Origin of the sequence: Paenarthrobacter aurescens, assembly GCF_041549525.1 — a bacterium.
Lineage (GTDB): Bacteria > Actinomycetota > Actinomycetes > Actinomycetales > Micrococcaceae > Arthrobacter > Arthrobacter aurescens.
Map to the genome: position 1 here is coordinate 3,505,701 of NZ_CP157456.1, position 22,876 is coordinate 3,528,576.

At 62.3% G+C, this 22,876-nt stretch carries 20 protein-coding genes; 12 read left to right on the forward strand and 8 right to left on the reverse strand.

The annotated features are described in order from the left end of the window. Positions 1 to 88: 88 nt before the first annotated feature. Positions 89 to 820: a glutamine amidotransferase gene (locus ABI796_RS16200; RefSeq protein WP_141280955.1), complete on the reverse strand. Its 732-nt coding sequence runs from the start codon at positions 818 to 820 to the stop codon at positions 89 to 91. Positions 821 to 982: 162 nt separating this feature from the next. Between ABI796_RS16200 and ABI796_RS16205 the strand changes: the two genes are divergently transcribed. Together ABI796_RS16205 and ABI796_RS16210 are read left to right on the forward strand one after the other, a co-directional pair. Then, complete coding sequence (locus ABI796_RS16205; RefSeq protein WP_141281059.1) at positions 983 to 2,209, forward strand: MFS transporter; 1,227 nt, start codon at positions 983 to 985, stop codon at positions 2,207 to 2,209. A gap of 140 nt (positions 2,210 to 2,349) precedes the next feature. Then, a complete protein-coding gene (locus ABI796_RS16210) occupies positions 2,350 to 3,675 on the forward strand; it encodes an ammonium transporter (protein ID WP_141280953.1) in 1,326 nt (441 codons plus the stop codon). A gap of 101 nt (positions 3,676 to 3,776) precedes the next feature. On the opposite strand, the gene ABI796_RS16215 is transcribed toward ABI796_RS16210, so the two are convergent. Together ABI796_RS16215 and ABI796_RS16220 are read right to left on the reverse strand one after the other, a co-directional pair. Continuing rightward, entirely contained in the window at positions 3,777 to 4,373 is a 597-nt protein-coding gene (locus ABI796_RS16215) for a DUF1992 domain-containing protein (RefSeq protein WP_141280951.1), read from the reverse strand. A gap of 229 nt (positions 4,374 to 4,602) precedes the next feature. Continuing rightward, positions 4,603 to 6,876, reverse strand: a complete 2,274-nt coding sequence (locus ABI796_RS16220) for a SulP family inorganic anion transporter (RefSeq protein WP_141280949.1) — start codon at positions 6,874 to 6,876, stop codon at positions 4,603 to 4,605. Between the two features lie 294 nt (positions 6,877 to 7,170). On the opposite strand from ABI796_RS16220, the gene ABI796_RS16225 reads away from it, so the two are divergent. The 5 genes from ABI796_RS16225 (at position 7,171) to ABI796_RS16245 (ending at position 12,624) form a co-directional block, all read left to right on the forward strand. After that, positions 7,171 to 8,502 carry a YncE family protein gene (locus tag ABI796_RS16225; protein ID WP_141280947.1) on the forward strand — a complete coding sequence of 444 codons (1,332 nt, stop codon included), beginning with the start codon at positions 7,171 to 7,173 and terminating at the stop codon, positions 8,500 to 8,502. Next, positions 8,405 to 9,304, forward strand: coding sequence for an FG-GAP repeat domain-containing protein (locus ABI796_RS16230; protein WP_141280945.1), 900 nt, complete (start codon positions 8,405 to 8,407; stop codon positions 9,302 to 9,304). Before ABI796_RS16225 ends, ABI796_RS16230 begins: the two co-directional genes overlap by 98 nt. 103 nt (positions 9,305 to 9,407) lie before the next feature. Next, positions 9,408 to 10,505 carry an acyl-CoA dehydrogenase family protein gene (locus tag ABI796_RS16235; protein WP_141280943.1) on the forward strand — a complete coding sequence of 366 codons (1,098 nt, stop codon included), beginning with the start codon at positions 9,408 to 9,410 and terminating at the stop codon, positions 10,503 to 10,505. After that, positions 10,499 to 11,863, forward strand: a complete 1,365-nt coding sequence (locus tag ABI796_RS16240; RefSeq protein ID WP_141280941.1) for a bifunctional PIG-L family deacetylase/class I SAM-dependent methyltransferase — start codon at positions 10,499 to 10,501, stop codon at positions 11,861 to 11,863. The genes ABI796_RS16235 and ABI796_RS16240 overlap by 7 nt, the downstream gene beginning before the upstream one ends. A gap of 2 nt (positions 11,864 to 11,865) precedes the next feature. Continuing rightward, a complete protein-coding gene (locus tag ABI796_RS16245; protein WP_141280939.1) occupies positions 11,866 to 12,624 on the forward strand; it encodes a glycosyltransferase family 2 protein in 759 nt (252 codons plus the stop codon). A 7-nt stretch (positions 12,625 to 12,631) separates the two neighbouring features. Here ABI796_RS16245 and ABI796_RS16250 read toward each other — a convergent pair whose 3' ends face one another. From ABI796_RS16250 to ABI796_RS16265, 4 genes are all read right to left on the reverse strand, one after another. Then, positions 12,632 to 13,210: an adenylate kinase gene (locus ABI796_RS16250; RefSeq protein ID WP_141280937.1), complete on the reverse strand. Its 579-nt coding sequence runs from the start codon at positions 13,208 to 13,210 to the stop codon at positions 12,632 to 12,634. Between the two features lie 102 nt (positions 13,211 to 13,312). After that, entirely contained in the window at positions 13,313 to 13,810 is a 498-nt protein-coding gene (locus ABI796_RS16255; protein WP_141280935.1) for an SRPBCC domain-containing protein, read from the reverse strand. Further along, the gene (locus ABI796_RS16260) at positions 13,807 to 14,169 is read right to left on the reverse strand and encodes a metalloregulator ArsR/SmtB family transcription factor (protein WP_141280933.1); all 363 of its coding nucleotides are present in this window, start codon (positions 14,167 to 14,169) and stop codon (positions 13,807 to 13,809) included. Before ABI796_RS16260 ends, ABI796_RS16255 begins: the two co-directional genes overlap by 4 nt. A 56-nt stretch (positions 14,170 to 14,225) precedes the next feature. Continuing rightward, positions 14,226 to 15,104: a MurR/RpiR family transcriptional regulator gene (locus tag ABI796_RS16265; RefSeq protein WP_141280931.1), complete on the reverse strand. Its 879-nt coding sequence runs from the start codon at positions 15,102 to 15,104 to the stop codon at positions 14,226 to 14,228. Between the two features lie 108 nt (positions 15,105 to 15,212). Between ABI796_RS16265 and ABI796_RS16270 the strand changes: the two genes are divergently transcribed. The 4 genes from ABI796_RS16270 to ABI796_RS16285 all read left to right on the forward strand — a co-directional run bounded on the left by ABI796_RS16270 (position 15,213) and on the right by ABI796_RS16285 (position 19,262). Next, complete coding sequence (locus ABI796_RS16270; protein ID WP_141280929.1) at positions 15,213 to 16,607, forward strand: MFS transporter; 1,395 nt, start codon at positions 15,213 to 15,215, stop codon at positions 16,605 to 16,607. A gap of 11 nt (positions 16,608 to 16,618) precedes the next feature. Then, positions 16,619 to 17,110, forward strand: coding sequence for a GAF domain-containing protein (locus tag ABI796_RS16275; RefSeq protein WP_141280927.1), 492 nt, complete (start codon positions 16,619 to 16,621; stop codon positions 17,108 to 17,110). A gap of 1 nt (position 17,111) precedes the next feature. Continuing rightward, on the forward strand, positions 17,112 to 18,344 hold the full coding sequence (locus ABI796_RS16280; protein ID WP_141280925.1) for an amidohydrolase family protein: 1,233 nt from the start codon (positions 17,112 to 17,114) through the stop codon (positions 18,342 to 18,344). Positions 18,345 to 18,557: 213 nt separating this feature from the next. Then, complete coding sequence (locus ABI796_RS16285) at positions 18,558 to 19,262, forward strand: SRPBCC family protein (protein WP_141280923.1); 705 nt, start codon at positions 18,558 to 18,560, stop codon at positions 19,260 to 19,262. A gap of 65 nt (positions 19,263 to 19,327) precedes the next feature. Here ABI796_RS16285 and ABI796_RS16290 read toward each other — a convergent pair whose 3' ends face one another. Further along, the gene (locus tag ABI796_RS16290; protein ID WP_141280921.1) at positions 19,328 to 21,361 is read right to left on the reverse strand and encodes a rhamnogalacturonan lyase; all 2,034 of its coding nucleotides are present in this window, start codon (positions 21,359 to 21,361) and stop codon (positions 19,328 to 19,330) included. A 366-nt stretch (positions 21,362 to 21,727) separates the two neighbouring features. On the opposite strand from ABI796_RS16290, the gene ABI796_RS16295 reads away from it, so the two are divergent. Further along, positions 21,728 to 22,864: an LLM class flavin-dependent oxidoreductase gene (locus ABI796_RS16295; protein WP_141280919.1), complete on the forward strand. Its 1,137-nt coding sequence runs from the start codon at positions 21,728 to 21,730 to the stop codon at positions 22,862 to 22,864. Positions 22,865 to 22,876: the final 12 nt, after the last annotated feature.

Consider the following 22,876-nt stretch of genomic DNA (forward strand, 5'->3'; position numbering starts at 1 on the left):
AACACACCCCTGCGTTGCGAGGCCCACACTGCGCCCCAATTCCTGCGCGAGGGGCGCAAAGCAGGCCCCACAACGCGCGGGGGGGGGTTTAGCGGGCGTAGCGCTCCGTGAAGTTCCTCAGCACTCGCATGGGCTCCGTGACGGAAGACTGCCGGGCGGTGGCAACGAGTTCATCGGCGGCGTGAGGCGGGAAATACCCGGCGTTCTTGTAGATGTTGATGCGGGTGATCAGGCCCTCGGCGTCGAGTTCGGGGTGGAACTGTGTGGCGTAAAGGTTGTTCTTGATCCGGAACATATGCACCGGGCAGGCATCAGAACTGGCCAGCAGCACAGCGTGTTCAGGAAGTTTGCTGCACGCTTCCTTGTGCCCAACAAAGGCTTCGAAGGTGTGCGGGAGACCTTGAAGCATGGGATCGCGTTCCCCATCGGCGGTCAGGGTGATGCGGGTTGCCCCCACTGCTTCGCCGAATTGACGATCTATCACAGCGCCCTGGTGCACGCCCAGTGTGCCCACGCCGTAGCAAGCGCCCAGGAACGGGAAGTCCTCGGCCACGATTCGATCCAGCAGCGATGAGAGTTCCGTCTCAACCCGGATCTGGGCTGCGCTCTTTTCCTCCACAGGATCGCTGGAGGTGTAGGGGCTGCCGCCGACGATCACTCCGGAGTAGTCGGATAGTTCAAGGGCGGGCAAAGGCCCGGATTCCAGCCGTATGCGGACCAATTCTTCCGGTTTCAGACCGCAGTACCGGAGGTAGGCCTGGTACTCGTCATCGGCTGCGGCGTCTTCGGCCCGGGTGGCCAGCAAAAGGAAGGGCTTCACAGGCCAAGTGTGCGCGAGGAATGGCTGAGGGACAAAGTGTGTTGCTATGCAGAGGGGTTCTGTCAGAGACTCCCTTGCATCACTGTGGCTGCATAACGTTGTAGGAAACCCATGAACTAGCTCATGCCCATTCCAGAGGAGCCATCTTTGAAGCAGGACCCCGTGGTCGTCGGAACGCCATCATCCGAGGCGTCTCGTGCTGAAACTCAGCAGCCGAAAAAGATCCCGTGGGGAGGACTGTTGGTGCTGGCGGCTGCCGGTTTCACCGCAGTGACCACTGAGCTCCTACCCTCGGGTCTGCTCCCCCAAATCAGCCGCGATCTGGGTGTGGAAGAGTCCGCGGTGGGTTCGCTGACTGCGGTGTATGCAGCGATCATCGTTTTTACCGCACTGCCGCTTTCCCGGTTCCTCGCTGGACGGGTTCCCCGCAAGACGCTGCTGATCGCCACCGTGCTGGCGTTTGCCCTCAGTAACGTCCTCCTGGCCTTGAGCCCAACACTGGGTTGGGCTATCGGGGCACGACTCCTTGGCGGGATTGCCCACGGTATGTTGTGGTCCAGCATGGCCCCGTATGTAGCACGCATCGTTCCTGCCCATTCCGTGGGCAAAGCCATGGCTGTGGTCTTCAGCGGTAACAGCATAGCGTTGGCCGTGGGCGCTCCGATCGGAACTCTGATGGGTTCGCTGATGACGTGGCGGGCCTCCTTCCTGGTCCTGGCTGGAGTGGGTGTCCTGCTGGCAGTGCTGGCCTTCTGGCTCCTCCCTGGCGCCCACGACCAAGCCAGCCAGAAGACCCCTTCCCTGAAGGCAGCCATGAAACTGCCCGGAGTGGTGGCCATCGCCATCGCTTGGCCGCTCCTGTTGCTGGCTCATTTCACGCTTTTCACCTACGTGGCCCCGTTCCTCCTTGCCTCCGGGCTCCCCGAATCCGCCACCAGCATCTCGCTGTCCGTGGTGGGCATCGCCAGCTTGGTGGGTATTTGGATTGCCGGCATGACCGCTGACTCCCGCCCCCGCACCTCGGTGATTGCCGCCGTCGGACTCTTAACGCTTGCGTTCGCGTTGCTGCCTGCACTGGGCGGCACCTGGGTGGGCGCGTTCGGGTTGATGACTCTGTGGGGCATCGCGTTCGGCGCGGTGGGCATCTACAACCAGGCTGCGATCCTCCGCGCAGGTGGTGAGCAGAAAGACGCAGCCAATGGGCTCACCGTGGTGACCATCCAGCTGGGTATCGCCGTCGGTGCCGTCTATGGAGCCTTCGCCCTCACCACCGTTGGGGCCCAATTAGTGCCCTTGGCCGCGGCCCTGCCCACGGCCATTGCCTTGTTGATCATCATCGCCAGCCGCCGCGGAGGCTACCCCGCCGGGCCTCGTGAGAAGCGCCGTTAACATCCCGGAAACATGGCAGTGACGTGATCTTCACGAATCAGGGATTTCTGTAACTTAGCTGCAACTTAGCTCTTCTGAGTCCGAAACATAGCTCACCGAATATTGATCGGGGGGTTGGACTCAACGAGAAGGGAACGCAGGTGGAGATCTCTGCGCAACACGTCTGGATGATGTTGTCGGCGGCAATGGTGCTGTTCATGACCCCTGGCCTCGGCCTGTTCTACGGCGGCATGACCCGCGCCAAGGCAGCCCTGAACATGATCATGATGAGCTTCATCTCCGCGGGCATCGTTGGTGTGGTGTGGGTTCTCTGGGGCTACTCGATGACCACCGGCGACGGCTTCCTCGGCCTGTTCGGCAACCCCTTCGCCCACTTCGGCCTGCAGGACCTGATCGGTTCGCCGGATCTCATCAAGGCAGGCTTCGCCGCCACCTTCGCCATCATCACCGTTGCCCTGATCAGCGGAGCCATTGCCGATCGCGCCAAGTTCGGCGCCTGGGCCTTGTTCGTCCCGATCTGGATCACCGTGGTCTACTGCCCGCTGGCTTACATGATCTGGGGCGGCGGCCTCATGAGCGCCGGCGGTGCCGTGACCCAAATCTTCGGCCAGGTAATAGACTTCGCCGGCGGCGCAGTGGTTGAGGTCAGCTCCGGAACCGCCGCTTTTGTCCTCGCATTGATCGTGGGAAAGCGTCACGGATTCGCCAAAGACCCCAACCACCGCCCGCATAACGTCCCGTTCATCATGATCGGCGCGGCCATTCTCTGGTTCGGCTGGTTCGGATTCAACGGCGGCGCGGCATCCACCGCAGAGCAAGCCGGCCTCATCTGGATCAACACCTTGGTCACCCCGGCGGCCGCAATGCTGAGCTGGCTTGTTGTGGAGAAGATCCGTCACGGGCACCCCACCTCGCTGGGTGCCGCTTCCGGTGTTGTGGCCGGCCTGGTGGCCATCACACCTTCCTGCGCCAACATCACCCCGCTTGCTGCCCTGGGCTTGGGACTGGTTGCCGGCGCCGCCTGCGCTGTCTTCGTTGACCTGAAGTACAAGTTCGGCTTCGACGACTCCCTTGACGTGGTGGGCGTCCACTTCGGCGCCGGCGTCATCGGCACGCTCTCCTTGGGCTTCATCGCCTTCCCCGCCGAGGGCACATCTGGCGGTCTTCTGTACGGTGGCGGCCCGCAGCAGCTCATTGCCCAGACGGTTGCCGTGCTGATCACCATCGCCTTGTCCGGTGTGGGCACGCTGGTGATCGGCCGGGTCATTCACAAGACCATCGGATTCCGGGTTCCCCTGGAGCACGAAGTCACCGGGGTGGACCTCACCCAGCACGCCGAGTCCGCGTACGAATTCGGCCTCACCGCCCACGGCCACTTCCGTCAGCAGCAGGCGCACCTCTCCGCCCTGATCACGCGGAAGCCAGCTGCCGCTGCCCCTGAGACCAAGGAAGACAGCTTCGCCTAGAGGCTCCCGGACAAAACAGCAGCCGACGGCGGAACTTAGGTTTCGCCGTCGGATGCTGTTTGTGCGCGTTATTCTGCTGGATCACTCGGCAAGGTAAGCGCTCAGCCCGAGCCGTTCCAGAGCCGCTGCCACCATGTCCGCTTACCCGGCGGCTCGGGTTCGGGCTCCGGCGGAGCGGCCGCGGCCCTGCGTTCCCGCCACTTTTCCACGTCAGCATCCACATCACGGAGCTTGGTGATCACGGGAGGGCCGCCTTGTAGTTGCCGACGGGCTTCGATCACGCGTTTGTTGAAGTCCTCCAGAATGTCCCGGACTTGTTTCTCGGTGTATTGCTGATCCAGTTTGGCGTCGAGCTCCGAGTCCTCAATCCGCAGCAGGATGGCGGGCGGGCCGATCCCGCTGAGCCGTTCGCGCTGGATGAGGCCTTTGACCCACCAGTCGGGGTCGTAGTGCTCGCCCAGGCCGGGGATTGGTTTGCCGGCGTACTTGAGGTTGTCGAACTTGCCTTGGTTCATGGCATCGCGGATGAGGTACTCAACCCTGGCGGCGTCATCTACCTTGCGGCGTTTCTCGCGTTCTTCGGCATCTGCGGCCTCGAGCTCTGCGTCTTCCTCGGCGTTTCCGCCCCAGCCCCTGATGGCACGTAGTTCCGCGCCGCGCTCCAGCTTCCGCCGGAAGGCGTTGTTCTCGGCGTTCACGTTCCCGCCACCTCCTCACACGGCAGCCTTCGCCTGCCGGAATTCGTGGTTCTGAATCCAGTATTCCGCACGTTATCCCCCCGTACCCCCGGGGTGGATGGTTCAAACGCTGCGGAGTCCGTGCCGCCACCACCCACATTGACATTGATACAGCCCCGGCACGCCGCCAGAAGGGGTGTGCCGGGGCTGCTGGCGGCTCAAAGTGAGTGGTGGCCGTCCGTCAGCCGAATCAGGAACGGACCGCCATACTCGGATCCAACTGCTCAATCCCCTCCGGCGTCACCAGGACTACGCGCGCAGTGCAGATGTCATAGAACAGGCCGGTGGCCTGCACCTGACCGGACGCCAGGGCGGGGCCAGTAACCGGATGTTGTTCGAGCTTCCGGAGTTGGAGGGCAACGTTCACCATGCTCAATTGATCAAGCCGGCTGTACCCCTCAGCCGCAGCAGCAACCGCCACAGGGTGTTCAGAAAGCAAGGCGGAGTAGCTCGGCCGGGCGTGCCCCAGCCACGTATCGAACCCAGCGCCCATGTCAGGTGACGTGCCTTCAGCATCCGCGATGACGGCTTTCATCGCACCGCAGTTGGAGTGCCCACAGACGACGACCGAGTCCACGGACAGGCCCTTGACTGCAAAGGACAGTGCAGAGTCAATGGACGCGTCGCTGCTGTCACTGCACACCACGTTGCCGATGTTCCGCAGGGTGAGGAGGTCTCCGGGGCCGCTGCTGGTGATGAGGTTCGGATTCACCCGGGAGTCGACGCAGGCGACAAACAGAGTGTCCGGGTTCTGCCCTTCGGTGAGGTCCTGAACCAGCGGGCGGACCTTGTCAGCATGCCGCCGGTGGTACTTGTCGATGCCCAGGAGGATTGACCGCAGCGGCAGCCGCCCGCCGTCGTCGTCCGCTGGGGTGACCGCTCCGGAAGGCAACCAGGAAGTGCGGGGCGGCAGCGGGAATTCGCGGGGGTCCTGGCGCTGCGGGGCGTTGTCCTCGGCATCACTGAAGGCAGTGGTTCCGTGTTCTTCGAGGGTCACCGTCGCGCCGGTGTTGCGCTGCTGCTTGTGCCAGGCGATCAGGGCTTCGCGGAATGCATGGTCAAGGTAGTCGGCGTTCAGTTCAACCACCACGTCCTGGCCTTCGGGCACGGAATGGAGGACCCGGTTGAGCCTGGGCAGTGCGAAGAAGCTGCACGAGCCGGCGATGGTGACGCGCCATGGCAGCGTCTCAGCCGAGGGAGAATGTGCATGGATCTGTGCCCGAAGCACACGCCACAGCACGCAGAGGGCAGCCAGAGCGAGGCCGATGATGACGCCTTCCAGGAGATTCAGGGCCACCACGCAGACCAACGTGACGCTGTAGACCAGGAGGTCGCCGGTGCGAAGGCTGGTCCGGATATCCGCGACCTTGACGAGCTTGGCGCCGATCACCAGCAGGAGACCGGCGAGCACAGCCAACGGAATCAGTTGGATGAGTCCGGCGAAGAGGGCGGAAAACACCAGGACCCACACGCCGTGCAGGATGGCGGAATTGCGGCTCTTCGCTCCGGCTTCAACGTTGGTGGCGCTGCGGACAATTACACCGGTCACCGGCAGTCCGCCGAGCATTCCGGACACAACGTTCGCTGAGCCCTGGCCTACGAGTTCCCGGTTGAGGTTGGTCCGCGAACCGCCCATTTTGTCCACGGCCACGGCTGAAAGGAGTGATTCGATGCTCGCGATCAGGGCCACCGTGATGACGGCCATGGCAGCCGCGCGCCAGTTTCCGTCGGGAAGGCTGGGAAGAGCGATGGCATCAAAGATGGACCCGCTGAAGCTGATGCGCTCAACGCTTGGCGCGACTGCTACCGAGACTGCCGTCACTACGACGACGGCGGCAAGCGGCCCGGGGATTTTCCGCACCGGGGCGGGGAGGAACTTCCACGTCAGCAAAATGGCGACGACGGCCAGGCCCAGGAGCGCTGAATGCAGCTCAACGTTGGTGATGGCGGCGGGAAGACCGGTGAGGTTGTCTATGGCGGACCCAGCGGCTTGACCGCCGAGGAGCACGTGGAGTTGCTGCAGGATGATGGTGATGCCGATGCCCGCGAGCATCGCTTTGACCACCACGGGCGAGACCGCCAGCGCCGCCCGGCCAATGCGGCTGACGCCCATGAGCAGCTGCACGACGCCGGCAGCAGCGGTGATGGCGCACGTCACCTGCCAGCCGAACTCGTCTACAAGACCGGCAACGACGACGGTCAGTCCGGCGGCGGGGCCGCTCACCTGCAGTGGGGAGCCACCCAGACTGCCTGCGACGATGCCTCCGACGGCCGCGGCAATGAGACCGGCCATGATCGGAGCACCTGAGGCGGCGGCGATACCGAGGGAAAGCGGGAGTGCTACGAGGAAGACGACGAGCGATGCCGGAAGGTCTGCACCCAGGTTGCTCAGGAAGGAGGCCTTCCTTCCTGGCGGGCTGTGGGAGTCGGCTGGAACTGTGGCGGATTGATTGGGCTGCGGCATGGGTTCTCCTAGCTTGGACTGCTGACCCTTCCAAGCTACGGAACCTGTCACCGTTAATGACAACAGGATGTGACAAGCATGACAAAAGCTGTGAAGATGCGCTTCATGTTGAGACCAACGGGAACTTTGCCGGGGGTGGAGCGCGTTGGAGGCCTGGAGCTTTCGGCTGCCCCTGATCAAACATTGGGACCCAGCTCACAATCGGTGTGCGGCGAGCTGTAAACTTCGCTGGTTGAAGCGATAGTCGCGAATCGAATTATTGGGGGTTGAGCCTTGGCTGCTCAGGGTACATGCATGTCTTTTGTCGGTGCCACGGGGAGGCGTCTTGCTGCCGGGCTTCTTGTGCTGCTCACGGCGGCCAGCGTCCTCGTCGGAGTGGGAGCCGGGCCGGCGCAGGCTGACATCCTCACGGATCGAATCCCAGCAGCGAACGATGGTGAGCTGGTTTTCAACAGGGCGACTGACAATGTTTATGTCTCTCAATGGACGGGCACATCAGTAACTAAAGTGAACATCCGCACCAAGGTTGCGACAACCATTCCAGTGGCCGGCTATCCCGATGAAATGGCAGTAAATGAAAAAACCAACAAGGTCTACGTCACCCACTCGGGCCTCGGGCTGATCACTGTCATTGACGGTGCAACCAACGCAACAACAGAAATTGAGACTCCGAGATTACTAAAATCCATCGTGGTCAACGCGGAGACAAACAAGGTCTATGCCTCTCATGCCAACGGTATAACGATCATTGATGGTGCTACTAATTCGGCCACCACCGTGCCGATCGCAATCCCCCGTTTCGCCATATCAATGGCCCTGAATACGATCACCAACAAGGTGTACATCACTGGTGGGCAAGGGGAACTCATAGTCCTGGACGGTGCCACCATCGGAATGACTCACATCGACCTCGGAGACTACTTGGATTCAGTAGTGGTCAACGACTCAACGAACAAGGTCTATATCAGCAGCAAGGCAGCGGACACCATCACCGTCTTGAATGCGACGGACAACACGGTCCAAACTGTTCCAGTCGAGACCGGCACCAATCCAAGCATCATGGCAGTAAACCGCCAGACAAACCGCATCTATGCAGCCAGTCATTCCGGAACACACCTCACGATGCTCGATGGTGCAACAAATACGATCAAATACTTTCCCGTCGCCGAATATAGCTACTTCGCCGATATTGCGGTCAATGAGGCAACCAACAAGGTCTATGCCACCAGCGGAACGAGCAACTATGTCTCCGTCTTCAATGGCTTGACCGGCAGTGAAGGGAAAATTCAGGGCATCGGCTACCCTAGGGAAATTGCGATTGGCGAAGCTAACAATAAAGTTTACGTGGCTGCTGCGCAAGGTAACGTGACCATCATCGATGGCAAGAACGTCAGCCCAATACTAACTTCCGGTACACCCCCGACCAACGGCAGGGTGGGCGACCAATACAGGTTTAGGTTCACGGCGACCGGATCACTTACTCCGCAATTCAAAGTGGCAGAGGGATCCCTCCCCCCCAGGACTGACCTTGGAGTCGTGGAACCCGGACGGGTACCTTTCTGGTATTCCCACCACGGCAGGAGTTTTTACCTTCCGCATCGCAGCCACAAACACGTACGGGCCTGATGCTGTAAGTTCAGCTTTCACGATCACCGTCAGGCCTAAAGACATCACGCACGACTTCAACGGCGATAAGAAGCCGGATGTTCTTTCCCGCGATGGCTACGGAAACCTTTGGCTATACCCGGGACAGGGCAACGGTGGCTGGCTTCCACGAGTTCATGTGGGCCAGGGCTGGAATGCCATGACGTCCATTGTGGCCCCCGGAGACTTTAATGGTGACGGCACAGCGGATGTGTTGGCACGGGATGCCAACGGCGCGCTCTGGCTATACCCCGGCAACGGCAGAGGCGGCTTGTTCGGAAGAGTCCAAGTGGGCCAGGGATGGAACTCGATGAGCGCTATCGCGGCAGTGGGGGACCTCGACTTGGACGGGAATGCAGACCTGGTAACACGTGACGCGAACAGCTATCTCTGGGTCTACCGAGGCAACGGCAAAGGTGGCTGGCTGTCGCCGTTCAGGACCACCGCTGGGTGGCAAGTACTGACGACGATCGTGGGGCCCGGAGACTTCTCAAAAGACGGTGTTCCTGATCTTCTGGCCGTTGATGGGCCGGGAACTCTCCACCAATACGTTGGTTCGTCAATGCTGTACAGCGATTTCTACGGCCCCACCACCGTCGGCATTGGCTGGAACGCCATGACCGCAATCGTGGGTCCCGGTGACTTCAACGGCGACGGCAACGTGGACCTCCTGGCCCGCGACGCTGGTGGTGCCCTCTGGCTCTACCCCAGCAACGGCCAAGGAGGCTGGCTCCCCCGCGGGCTGGTCGGCTCCGGCTGGAACGCCATGAACCTGATCATCTAGCACCACAAAACAACGTAAAGCGAACGACGGCGGGAACCTCCCGCCGTCGTTCGTTTGCTTTCCGCACACATAACCTAAGGTCCCTTAGTTTAGGCTTGGCATCATGAGCTATTCCGAAGCCCGGCCCGTCCGCATCAGTTCAGAGCCTGCGCAACTGCAGGCCCTGGAACCCGTGCTCGAAAAAGTGCAGGCAGCAGTGGGCGACGTACCGGCCCTGCTGGCCATTGCCGAAGACATCGGACGGACGGCCCCGCAGCCCGGCGAGGGAAACACGGCAAAGCTCTGGGAGCTTCTGGCATCTGTCACCGCAGTGGATGTTGCTGCCGGAAGAATCCTGGAACCGCATCTGGACGCCTTGGCCATCCTCACCCAAGCCGGAGCCCAAACCGGCACCCAATCCGGAGATGTGAGGGAACCGCACGGAGCCTGGGGAGTCTTCGCAGCGGAAGGCCCCGGAATGAAGCTCGAGGCCAAACGCACCGCAAACGGTGGCTACGTCCTCAATGGCTCCAAGCCGTGGTGCTCTCTTGCCGCGCAATTGGATGGCGCAGTGATCACTGCGCACACTGAGGAAAACGGCAGAGCGGCCTTTGCGGTGAACCTGAAGCACCAGGGCGTTACGGCGGAAACACCCGCGTGGACCAGCCGCGGGCTGAAGGAAATTCCGAGCGGCACTGTTCACTTCGAGCACGTGGAAGCACAGCCCGTGAACCAAGGAAATTGGTATTTCAAGCGCCCGGGTTTCGCCTGGGGCGGCATGGGTGTAGCTGCCTGTTGGTTGGGCGGCGCGGTGGCCGTAGCGCGCGACTATGCGGATGCGCTGACGAAGGCCGCAGCCAATGGGCGCGAGCCGGACCAGATTGCGCTGGCTTCCCTGGGCGAGATCGACCGAATCCTTGCCACCACCACTGGATACCTCGCCCAGACGGCGGAACGCATCGACGCCGGGGATCTGGAGGGCTCGGATCCTGACAGCCCAAGTCCTTGGCCCGAAGCCCTGCGCATCCGCGGAACTGTTGCCGCCGCCGTCGAGCGTGTCCAAACGCTGGTCTCCCAGAACCTGGGCCCCGGCCCCTTGGCTTTCGACGAAGCGTACGGCAAGCGCATGGCGGACCTGGCCCTGTACATCAGGCAGCATCACGCGATGCGGGACGACGCCCAATTGGGTGCCTTGGCTTTGAAGGGGGACCGACGATGGTAGCTTTCTCGCACACGGACACCGGCACGTCGGAGTCCGAATGGGCAGCCAGCGGAGTGGCCGCCCTGCCGGAGCTGCCTCTGAGCGCGGAGGAGCTCACGGACATGGGCTTTGTAGTGCTGGCCGCCCACCCCGATGACGAAACCCTCGGCGCAGGCGGTTTTCTGGCCACACTTCATGCCGCGGGGGCCGCGGTAAAGGTTTTGCTGTGCACCGCAGGTGAGGCTTCGCATCCGGACTCTCAAACCACGACGCCGGAACAGCTTGCCGCTGTGAGGCTCGCGGAGTTTGGCACGGCTGTGTCCGGGCTGGCGAACAGGGCAGAGTGGCAGTTTTTGGAACTTCCCGATGGGCAACTTGCCGCTCACACGGAGGCCATTAAGGGGGCTGTCAGAAATGCGGTGGCATCCTTTGAGCGGCCTGCAGAGACTGTGACGATCGTTGCCCCGTATCGGAACGACGGACACACGGATCACGACACCCTGGGCAGTGCCGCGGCGGAGGTCGCAACGCAGGGCGGCCACGGGCTTCTTGAATATCCCATCTGGTACTGGCTCTGGGCCCGGCCGGAGGACAGCACCTGGAATGACTGGGTCCGTGTGCCCCTGAGTCGGAATGCCCAAGAGTCAAAGTCCCAGGCGATGCGCGCCCACACCTCCCAGACGGAGCCGTTGTCTGAGCGGCCCGGCGATGAGACGCTCCTTTCGGATACGTTCCTGGAGCACTTCACCCGGCCGTGGGAGACCTTTGCGTGGCATCCCTCCACGGCGGGCACCAACTCCGCGGCGGATGCGGAGCGCATCTTCGACGAAGTCCACACGCGTGAAGATGATCCCTGGGGCTACACCAGCAGCTGGTACGAGCGCCGCAAAAGGGCCCTGACTTTGGCCGCCCTTCCGGAGGAAAGCTACGAGTCCGGGCTGGAAATTGGGTGTTCCATAGGAACCTTGAGCGAGGAACTTGCCGGGCGCTGCCAGCGGTTTCTGGGAGTTGACGCCAGTAGTGCAGCCTTGGCCCAGGCATCGGAGCGGCTTTCACGATTCCCGGCAGCCGAGGTCCGCCACCTGACCATGCCGGGCCAGTGGCCTCAGGGCACTTTTGATCTTGTGGTGTTGTCCGAGACGGGCTACTACTTCTCGCCGGATGAACTTTCCACGCTGCTGGCACGGATCCAGGAGTCCGCCCGGCCCGGTGCCACATTGATCCTGTGCCACTGGCGCCACCCGATTTCGGGCTGGCAGCTGGACGCCGAAGCGGTCCATGCGAGGGCTCGTCACCAACTCGGCTGGCCAACACACGGGCTGTACCGGGAGAAGGACTTTATGCTTGAGGTCCTGCTCGCCCCGGAAGGGGCCCCGTAACCATGCCTGGGCCGGCGGAGATCAAGAGCATGGCGGTGGTGATGCCCGCTCATGACGAGGAGCACCATATAGGCAAGGCCTTGGTGGCGTTGAAAGTTGCCGCCGATGCACTCCACCGTGAATACCCGAACATGGAAGTCAGGATTGTGGTGGTGCTGGACAATTGCACCGACCGCTCCGGGGAGATCGCCGCAGCGCATACCTCCGCCGACAACCGGTTCAGCGTGGTCAACGTCAAGTTGCGAAGTACGGGAGCCAGCCGTGGTTACGGGTTCCGCAAAGCTCTGGAGCAGCTGCCGGCCGAAGATGCCGCCGGCATCTGGCTGGCCACAACAGACGCCGATTCCATGGTTCCCCGGCATTGGCTGACCCGTCAGGTGGAGTTGGCCAACGCCGGGGCGGATGCCCTTCTTGGGTCCGTGGAACCCGATCCTGCGGATATGGATCCCGCTGTTCATCGCCGCTGGCTGGAACTGCATCCGTTCCGTGAGGATCACCAGCACATTTACGGCGCCAACCTGGGCATCCGGGCCTCGGCCTACCTCAGTGCCGGCGGCTTCCCGGGGCTGCGCGCCCATGAGGACCGTGTCCTGGTGGAACGGCTTCGCTACCGCGGGTTCACCGTCACAGCTACGGACAGCGTGCGCGTTCTGACGTCGGGACGCACGCACGCACGCGCCCCGGAGGGTTTCGCGGCGTACCTGCGGTCCCTTGCAACCGAACTCCCGGCTGGGGAGCTTCCGGCAGCAGCAGGCAGCTGACCGGCAGCTATCCCGCCAGCGCCCCCTCCAACGCTGCAACAGCGGCTTTGGTGATGCTCTGGCGATCCCCCGATCCATCAAGGGAAAGCAGAATCCCGCGGTGCAAGTACGCAGTCAGCACCGGCTGGGTCTCGTCCCGGTAAAGCTCAAGCCGGCGTTGGATCACAGGTTCAGTATCGTCCCGGCGTCCTTGTTCCTTGGCCCGGAGAAGCATCCTGGCAAGCAACTCGTGGTCCGATGCTGTCAGCTCCAGGACAACTTCCAGGGTCTGTTGACGGTCAGCCAGCATCTCATCCAGGGCGCCAATCTGGATGACTGTCCTGGGGTAGCCGTCCAACAAAAAGCCTGAGGCGGCGTCGGCCTCTTCAAGCCGCGTCCTCAGCATGGCCGTGGTGACGTGATCCGGGACAAACTCGCCGCGGTCCATATACCCGCTGGCTTCGGTACCGAGTTCGGTTTTGTCCCGGACGTGGGCGCGGAACAGCTCACCGGTCGAAATGGCCGGGATCCCAAAATGCCGCGCAATGTGCTCCGCCTGCGTTCCCTTGCCGGAACCCGGAGGGCCCATGATGATCAGTCGCGCCATGTCACAGGTCCGTTTCGAGAGGCAGCCGGGACTTAACCATACGCCGACGACGACGGGAGGCACCCGCCGTCGTCGGCTTCTTTTTGCTGCTGGTTCAGGGGGTCAGGCGTTGGCTGGCTCCGACAGCACGGCATCGATCTGCTCAAGCGCCTCACGCATGCCGTCTTCCATGCCCATCTCGGCCATTTTCTGCATCTGCTCTTTGGAGTCGAAGGTGGACGTGATGGTCATCCGGGTGCGGTTTTCCAACGGTTCGAGTTTCACGGTGGCGTGAGTGACACCCAGGTCATCCACGGGCTCGCCTTGCTCGTCTGCAAAGCCGTCGTCGAACTCGAGGCGGTCCGGGGAGTTGATGGCGGTGAACTTCCACCAGCCCCGCGCCTTGGTGCCGTCAGGCCCGGTCATGTAGTAGGCGGCCTTCCCGCCCACAGTGAACTCATGCGTCTCAAAAGTGGCCGGCCACGTGGGCGGTCCCCACCAACGCTCCAGCTGCCGGGGGTCTTCCCAGATCCTCCAGACGCGCTGCACGTCGGCATCGAATTCTGAAACAATGCTGAAGCTCAGGGCCTCAACATCTTTGTTTACGCTGACAACAGTCATGGCAGATCCCTTTCATCATCTTGGGCGAGTATGTCCGCAATCCGGCCGGCGCGTTGCCGCCAGATCATTTCAAGTTGATCCAGCAGATGGCGGGCTTTCTGAAGTCCTTCATGGTTTCCCCGCACAATCTGCTCCCTCCCGCGCTTCTCCTTGGTCACCAGGGAGGCCCGTTCCAGGACCGCAACATGCTTCTGCACGGCCGCGAAACTCATGGTGTAGAGCGCAGCAAGCCCGGAGACCGAGTACTCCCCCGCCGTCACCCTCGCCACAATGTCCCTGCGCGTAGCATCGGCCAAAGCCTGAAAGAGCCGGTCAGTTTCGGCGTCAGAGAGATGGGTTCGGAGCTGATCTACAACCATATGGTTGTACGATATCGCCGACCTTCAGGGGTGTCAATGGCTTCGGGACAGCAAGCTCAGGAACTTGAGCGGGGATGCATGATGCGCATCTGGTCCCAGGTCCGCTCCGAAGCGGCGATGTTCTGATTGGATCGTTCGCGATCCAACGAGGCAAGCTCGACGGCGATCGCCTGGACCGCGGCAACGGCACCTGTCAGGGAAGGGAAGAAACCCGCACCTTCAGTGGGCACCACAATCCTGTGGTCGGCGTGCACTGCCACGGGCGAACCGGCGCTGTCCGTAATGGAAACGATGGGCGTGCCAAGATGATGGGCGATTTCCACGGCCCGCATCGTACTGTCGTAAACCCGCCAGAGGCTGATGGCGATCACCAGGTCTTCTGCACCAAGCCGTGCAATGGCATTGGTGAGGGCTGCGACGTCGGCATCAAGGAGCCGGACGTTGTATCCGGCAATGATGGCGTTGTGCTCCAAAGCTTTGCCGGGGATGGCGTAACTTCCCGCAGCAACGATGAAAGTCTGCCGCGCCCCGGAGATCGCCTTCGCAATGTCATGAAGAGCTTGCGCGTCAAGGCTGCGCTCAAAGTGGGCCAGATTCGCCCGGTCGGTGGACACCGCCGCCTGGGCGGGGCTACTGATGTGGCCATTGTGTTCAGCGGCGACTTCCACGGCGCTGAGCGATGCCAGGAAGCGTGAACGCAGCTCAAATTGAAAGTCCGCCCACCCCTTGAATCCCAGTGTTTGCGCGGTTCTGGTGACCGTGGAGGCGTTGGATGCGGCCACAGCGGCAATGTCGCTGACGGAGCCGTAGGAGGCAAGCCTGGGCTGGGACCGCAGGATGCCGATCACCTGCATTTGGCGCGCCGCGAGCTTCCGCCCCCGGACGCGGCTGTCCAGCCACTCAGTCAACGTTGACGAGTCGAAATCTTCTTCCACCTATTGACCTACCTCACACTTTGGCCTTAACTTCAATACATCGCATCTGCACAGACTTGTGCATATTCCTAAAAATGTACAACTCGGCCCACTTTGGCAGGAATCACCATGTCTCTCACAGCACGCTTGGATCGTCTGGCTCTCAGTCGACCACACTACAAGCTTCTCCTCATTGGAGGCCTCGGCTACTCGTTCGACGGTATGGACGGGGCAGTGGTTGCATTCCTGCTCCCCCGCATCCAGGAACTGTGGGGCCTGAGCACCGCCAGCCTCGGATTGGTTGGCTCGGCGGCCCCGTTCGGCTTCTTCTTCGGCGCAATTCTGGCAGGGTGGATGGGCGACCGCTTCGGCCGCAAGAAGGTCATGTTGTGGGCTCTGGCCTTCTACTGCCTCATGTCAGTGGTGGCAGCGATGGCCCCCAACTTCGAAATCTTCCTCATTGCACGGATCTTTGCGGGATTGGGAGCGGGCGCTGAAAGCGTGATCATCGCGCCCTTCCTGTCAGAGTTCATCCCCCCGAAGCGCCGCGGCTGGTTCATTGGAACACTGGCCGGCTTCTTCTCCTTCGGCTTCGTGGGCGCTGCACTCATCGGCCGTTTTGTTGTCCCGCTGGGCGAAGACGGCTGGCGCTGGGCGCAGGTCATCACCGCAGTCCCCATCCTCCTGCTCCTGTGGTGGCGGCGTAGCCTGCCGGAATCACCCCGGTACCTCATCAGCCGCGGCCGCATGGCGGAAGCCACGGACGTGGTGGAGCGATTTGAGCAGAGCGTCGTCAAAGCCACCGGAAAACCCCTTGCGCCTTTGCCGGCCGCCGAAGAAGAAATCACCAAGCACCAGCAGAAGATCAGCATCTGGAATGCACTCAAGTTCATGTGGTCAAAGGCAATGCGCCGCCGCACTGCGGTGATCTGGTTGATCTGGTTCGTGATCACGTTCTCCTACTACGGCTTCTTCTCCTGGATTCCTACACTGCTGGTGGGCCGCGGCATTACCATCACCAAGAGCTTCGAGTTCTCAATCCTGATTTACCTGGCTCAAATCCCCGGCTACTTCTCCGCCGCATGGTTGTGTGACCGGATCGATCGCAAGAACACCATTGCCCTCTACCTTGCAGGATCGGCCGTCAGCGCGTTCTGGCTGAGCCAATCCAACGATTCCGGCATGATCCTCTTGGCTGCCGCCACACTGTCCTTCTTCCTGAACGGCACCTATGCCGGCGTGTACGCCTACACTCCGGAACTCTTCCCCACCTGGATGCGAGCCACCGGTGTTGGCCTGGCCAGCGCTGTGGGCCGTATCGGCAGCATCCTCGCACCGTCCATCATCGGTATTTTCGCCGCGTCCCTGGGCTTCGGCGGAGTGTTCACCATGACTACGGTGGTGCTGACCATTGGCGTCCTGGGCGTGGTGATCTTCGGAGCGTCCACCGCGGGCAAATCGCTGGAGGACATCAACACCCGCGCCGAGCACGACCCCGCAGCGGCAGGGACCACCAGCAAATGAGCGGAAACTTCATGAAAACAGACACCACGTTCCAAGCGGCGTTCGATGCTCTGCAGCAAGAGCCCGGCGTCATCCTTTTCACCGCCCTCCAATGGATCCCGCAACGCTCCAGCCTCAAACGCCTCTTTACCAGCCACCCGGCCGAATATCCGGTGGGGGGCGAGAAAACCGTGGAGATCTCGCCGGGCTGGCTGGGTACGGTCATCGAGAAGAAGGAGCCGTTCCTGGCCCCCGATCTGGCTGCGCTGAGGGAAGTCTTTGCAGACTCCGAACTCATCCAGCAACTCGGGTGCGGAGCCGTCATCAACGTGCCGGTCCTGAACCAACAGCACAACGTGGTTGGCGTGCTGGCCCTCTTGGACGCGGAAGGCAAGTACACGCAGCAGAGTGTGGAAACCGCCGTCGACGTTATTGAGCAGAACCTCGCCAGCCTTGTTCAGGCCTTTGAAGCCCATCCCACAGAGACCACCCGCCCCGACGCCCCAGCGAAGGACACCGTTTAACGTGAGCACCACCCCAGAAACCACCCCACTGGTCATCCGCAACGCAAGCGTCCTGGACGTTGAGGCCGGCACCTACTCAACTGCCGACGTCGTAAGTGTTGACGGGAAGATCAGCAGCGTAGGGCCAGACGCCGAGGCGCCGTCCGGCGCTCAGGTCATCGATGGCACCGGCAAGTTTGTGATCCCGGGCCTGATCGATGCCCACGTCCACGTGGTGGCATCCAGCGCCGACTTCCGTTCGCTGACTTACACGCCCGCGTCTTATGTCTACGCCCAGACGGCCCGGATCATGGGACAGATGCTCCGCCGCGGCTTTACCACGGTCCGCGATCTGTCCGGCGCCGACTTCGGCCTGGCAATGGCGCAGCAGGAAGGCCTGCTGGAGGGTCCGAAGATCCATTTCTGCGGACACGCTCTCAGCCAGACCGGCGGCCATGGGGACATGCGCCTGCCCGGCGAAGACCACGATCCCAATGGTCGGGGCTGCTGCGGCATCGGCCGGGTGGCCGACGGTGTTGACGCTGTCCGCGCCGCCGCCCGCGACGAAATCCGCAAGGGCGCCCACCACATCAAGATCATGGCGTCCGGCGGCGTCTCCTCCCCCACTGACCGCATCGATTCCACCCAGTACTCCATGGAAGAAATGCGCGCAGCGGTGGAGGAGGCGCAGGCCGCCAACCGCTACGTTGCCGCCCACGCCTACACTGCCCGGGCCATCAACCGTGCGCTTGAAGCAGGTGTCCGCTCGATCGAACACGGCAACCTCCTGGACGACGAAAGCCTGAAGCTGTTCCTCGAAAAGGACGCCTTCCTGGTCCCCACACTCGTCACGTATTGGGCGCTGAAGGAAGAGGGCAAGGAGTTTGGCCTCACGGAGGAAATGTGGGCCAAGGTGGACTCCGTGCTCACCAGCGGCCTCGAAGCGATCGGCCGTGCCCACGAAGCCGGCGTGAAGATGGCTTTCGGCACCGACCTCCTGGGCGGGATGCACCGCCACCAGAATGAACAGTTCAGGCTGCTCGGCAAGGTCCAACCGGCTATTGACGCCATCCGTTCTGCAACCACGACGGCGGCCCTGCTGCTTGAGCGCGAAGGTGAACTTGGCGTGATCGCATCTGGCGCAGATGCCGACATGCTGGTCTTGGGCGCCGACCCTGTGGCGGACATTTCCGTGCTGGCGGACATCTCCGAGCACCTTGAGTACCTCATTCAGGACGGCCGGGTGATCTCCTAGCTTCTGTCCCGGCCGCGCAGTCCTTCCCACCCCCCCTTCCGACGCTCTCTCACCTAACGCGCCATTTCCGCCGACGATCTCTCACCCGGTGAGAGATCGTTGGGCGGAAGGGGCCGTTAGGTGAGAGAGCGTTGGGGCTTGTTGGGCCTGTCATTGCCCTGCTCCATGATCAATAATGTAAGTATGCTGATCAATACCGAGTAGGAGGACAGAGTGACCACCAAGGTAAACAAGACCATCATGGTCAACGTTCCGGTCAGTATGGCCTACAGGCAGTGGACCAGGTTCGAGGAATTTCCGCACTTCATGGGCGGAGTGGAACGAGTTACACGGCTCAGCGATGACCGCCTGGAATGGGTGGCTGAAATCGCCGGCGTCCACCGCCGCTGGGAAGCCAGGATCGTTCAACAGGACGTGGACCGCGCTGTGGCTTGGGCCGCAGTCGAGGGTGCCAGGAATGCAGGCTGGGTCGAGTTCAAAGAGGCCGGCCCCAGCCAGACGTCCTTGCACCTTTCCTTGGAATATGAACCCCATGGCGTCCTCGAATTCCTGGGCGACAAGTTGCACATTGTTGAAAGGCAGGCTGAGTCAGACTTGAAGAAGTTCAAGGAGTACATCGAGAAGCAGGCACCGGAGACCTCCGAGCCCACCGCAACTCCGGCCACCACCAGCGGACCGGCAGGCACCGGCGGAACAGCGGCCGCCGCCGTCGACCCTTCACCCGGAGCCTCGGACACAACGCCGATTGTCGATCCCATCACCCACCCCTTCGATCAGACAAACGGCCTGGCCGATCTGGACGGAGACTCGGACGAAACCGCTGACAGCGATACCCGCAGCGAAGCTGAGCGAAAGGCGGATGAGGGCCGCGGCGAAGGCTTCATCCCGCCGCTGGGCGGGCTGCCCGGACAGAGGTAAGCCCCACATATCGAAAAGCCGCCCGGGTCAACGCGACCCGGGCGGCTTTTCGTTAACCGGTGCTGCTACTTCTTGGTGCCGGTGTACTCGACGGCGGGAATAGCCGGTGCCTGCATGCCCTCGCCAATGAAGAAGCTGGGGTGCGGAGGCTGGTTGTAGGCTACGTTCTCGCGTGCCACGGCTGTGCGGTACACAGTGTCATGCATCAAGGTCCGCAAGCGCACCTCGGTGGGAGCGGTGGTGGTGTAAATCCGCAACTCAGTACTGTCTGTGGACGGCCAGGCGATCTCTTCGCGCCAGTCACCCAGGATGTCTGCCTGAATTGAAGGGTTGCCCTTGGTGGTGTTGTTGCTGCGTGCACCCTCTGCCGTCAGCAGCCGATCGCTGGACTCGGTTTCCCAGTTCCACTTGGAGATGGTGGGAACGCCGCGGGACAGGGTGGCGTCGTAGTCGTGATCCACCACTTCGCGGAGCAGGTCACCGTCCCACCATGCCAGGAAGTTCGCGGCCGGGATCTTCCCGGAAATCAGCTCGCCCTTGGCCGATACCAACTGGCCAACGGGTGAATCCCAGGCCGCCGTACCTCCAACAGCCCACCCTTCAGCCCCGGCATAGCGGGGATCAATGTCGCCTGCCGCACCGCGGCCGGTGTCCCGGGCTGCGGGGATGCTCCAGAGGACTTCACCGGTTGCGGCGTCGCGGAAGGTGGCGCCGCGGTTTCCGCTCTGGCTCATGCTCTCGTGAACGGCGAACGTCTCCAGCCCGGGCCTGGACGGATCAAGGTCGCTGGTGTGGATGGCATCGCCGTGGCCGAGCTTGGTGTTGTACAGCGGCTGGCCGTTGTCATCAATGGTCATGGAGCCAAAGACGAACTCATCCTTGCCGTCCTGGTCCACGTCGGCAACGGACAGGTTGTGATTGCCCTGTCCCTTGTATTCATCCCCGGCGAGGTTTGAATCGAAAGTCCAGCGCTTCACGAGCTTGCCGTTGACGAGGTCGTATGTGACCAGGACGGTGTGCGTGTAGTAGCCACGGCTGACCATCATGGACGGGTGCTCGCCGTCGAGGTAGGCCACGCCGGCCAGGAAGCGGTCCACTCGGTTTCCGTAGTTGTCGCCCCAGCTGGCTACAGAGCCGCGCGGGGGCTCGTAGGCCACGGTGTCCATGATGGTGCCTGCCTCGCCCTTGAAGACTGTAAGGAATTCGGGACCGGACAGAACGTAACCAGCACTGTTGCGGAAATCGGCGTCGGCGTTTCCAATGACCGTTCCTGCAGCATCGCGGGTGCCATCTGCTGTCTTGAGGGAAACCTCAGCCTTGCCGTCGCCGTCGAAGTCGTACGCCAAAACCTGCGTGTAATGGGCGCCTGCGCGGATGTTGCGGCCGAGGTCGATGCGCCACAGCTTGGTGCCGTCCAGCTTGTAGGCGTCAACATAGACGTTCCCTGTGTAACCGGATTGGGAGTTGTCCTTGGCGTTGGATGGCGCCCAGGTTTGGATGACCTCGTACTTCCCGTCGCCGTCGAGGTCCGCCACTGTGGCGTCGTTCGCCGAGTAGCTGTACGGCTTCCCATCAGGGGTGACTCCGTCGGCCGGCTTGTCCAACTTGATGGCCAGGTAGTTCTGCGCCAGCGGCGTGACCGCTTCGCTCAGCTTGTCCTGCCCCTGCCCGTTGCCTACGGTTTTGATGACGTAGCTGGATTCTGCGGTGCCCTCCGGGTCCACCAACATGGTGGCATTTCGGAGAGGTTCCGGGGTGATGTTGATGCCGTCGCGCAGGACCTGGAAGCCTATGCTGTCCTTGTCCAGGCCCAGCATGCGCCAGCTCACTGTGACGCCCTGGTCAGTCAGGACGGCCACCGGCGCCCGGTCCAGGTTCTCCACTTGCCGCTTGAGTGCGGATGGATCCTTCGTGGCAGGCACGACGCCGGGAAGTCCGGTTTGCGCTGCCTGCGCAGGTTGAGCGGGGGCTGCTTGAGCCAGCGGGACGCCCGTCAGGGCGATCGCCGCAGCGGCGAGTGACGCCGAGGCTGCCAGCGGGACGGCCTTCCATGCACGGCCACGGGTAGTGCGGTAGGAACATTTTGTGGGGTAAGCCAAAGAACATCTCCTTTGATGCAGGGCGGCAGTGGGTCTGCCATCCTTTTTTGGAACGTTTCAAGCAAACGCCTACAGGACTGCTTCCAAAAGGTGAAGTAGCTGGGCGGGTGCAAGAAAACGCTTTCCGCTCACAAGATTTACCAGTGTCTCGAGAGCTTGGTCAAGGGTTTTACGGGGATTGACTGTCCTTTTCCGTTGATAAATGTTCTGATTTGTTCCGTTGCCTCAACAACAACGGAGGCTGCAGAGTCATGTACACGGGTTGCTTGTGACGGTCCGTTTCGCTTGATTTCGCCGGATTTAGTCCGGTTGAGCGGGGTGACGGACCGGCTTTGGGCTCTGGGCCGGGCTCCGTAGTGTCGTGGCATGCCAAAGCCTCCCGTTACTCCCCTGTCCGTCCTTGACCTCAGCCCGGTGTCGGCCGGACAGACCCCCGGCGAGGCACTACGCAGCACCCTCAACCTCGCAGCGGCTGCCGAGGCTTCCGGCTACTCGCGATACTGGCTGGCCGAGCACCACCTCAACACCGGCGTTGCCGGGTCAGCCCCGCACATCCTTGCCGGGTTGGTGGCCTCGGCCACACAGACCATCCGGGTGGGAACTGCAGCCACCCTATTGGGGAACTACCGGCCCCTCCAGATTGCGGAGAGCATTGGAACACTGGCCGCCGTGTTCCCGGACCGCGTGGACCTGGGCTTTGGCCGCTCAGGTCCGCCAAAATCCCCCAGTGAGCCGGCTCCCGGAGTGGTCCCCGCAGCGGAGGCTGTCAGCGATCGCGTGGTCGACGGACTGCTGGTTCCTGCGCCGCGCCCCATCTTCGGCGCGGTCCTGCCCAGGAAGTTCCGGCTGCAGGGCGAACTGCTGGGCCGCTTCCCCGGAGACACGGACAACTTCGAGAACGACATCCAGGACATCATCGGATTTTTCACCGGCGAGTACAGGACCAAACACGGCGAGGAAGTCACGGCTACACCCGCCCTCGGCCAGGCGCCGCAGTTCTGGGTCCACGGGTCCACAGCCGGCCCCAGCGCCCGGCTGGCTGGCAAGTTGGGCCTCCCTTTCGGCGCGAACTATCACGTTGCGCCAGCAGGCGTGCTGGATTCCGTTGCCGAATACCGGGCTCACTTCCAACCCTCCGCGGCCTTGCGCGAACCGCAAGTGATCGTCTCAGCGGACGTGCTGGTAGCACCGGAGGAACGCCAGGCACAGCGCTTGGCCCGCGGCTACGCCCAGTGGGTTCACGGGATCCGCAGCGGACAGGGCGCCATCCCGTACCCGTCACCCGAGGATGCGCTGGAACTTTCCCTGGACGCCGACGCCCGGGACCTCGTCAAGGATCGCCTTGACACGCGGCTCGTCGGCGACCCCCACCAGGTCAGCGAGGGACTCCGCACGCTGCAACGAGCCACGGGCGCGCAGGAACTGCTCATCACCACCATTACCCATGATCCCGCCGACCGGCAGAACTCCTACCAGCTGCTGGCCGAGGTATGGGGCCTCTAGCTTTTCCGTTTT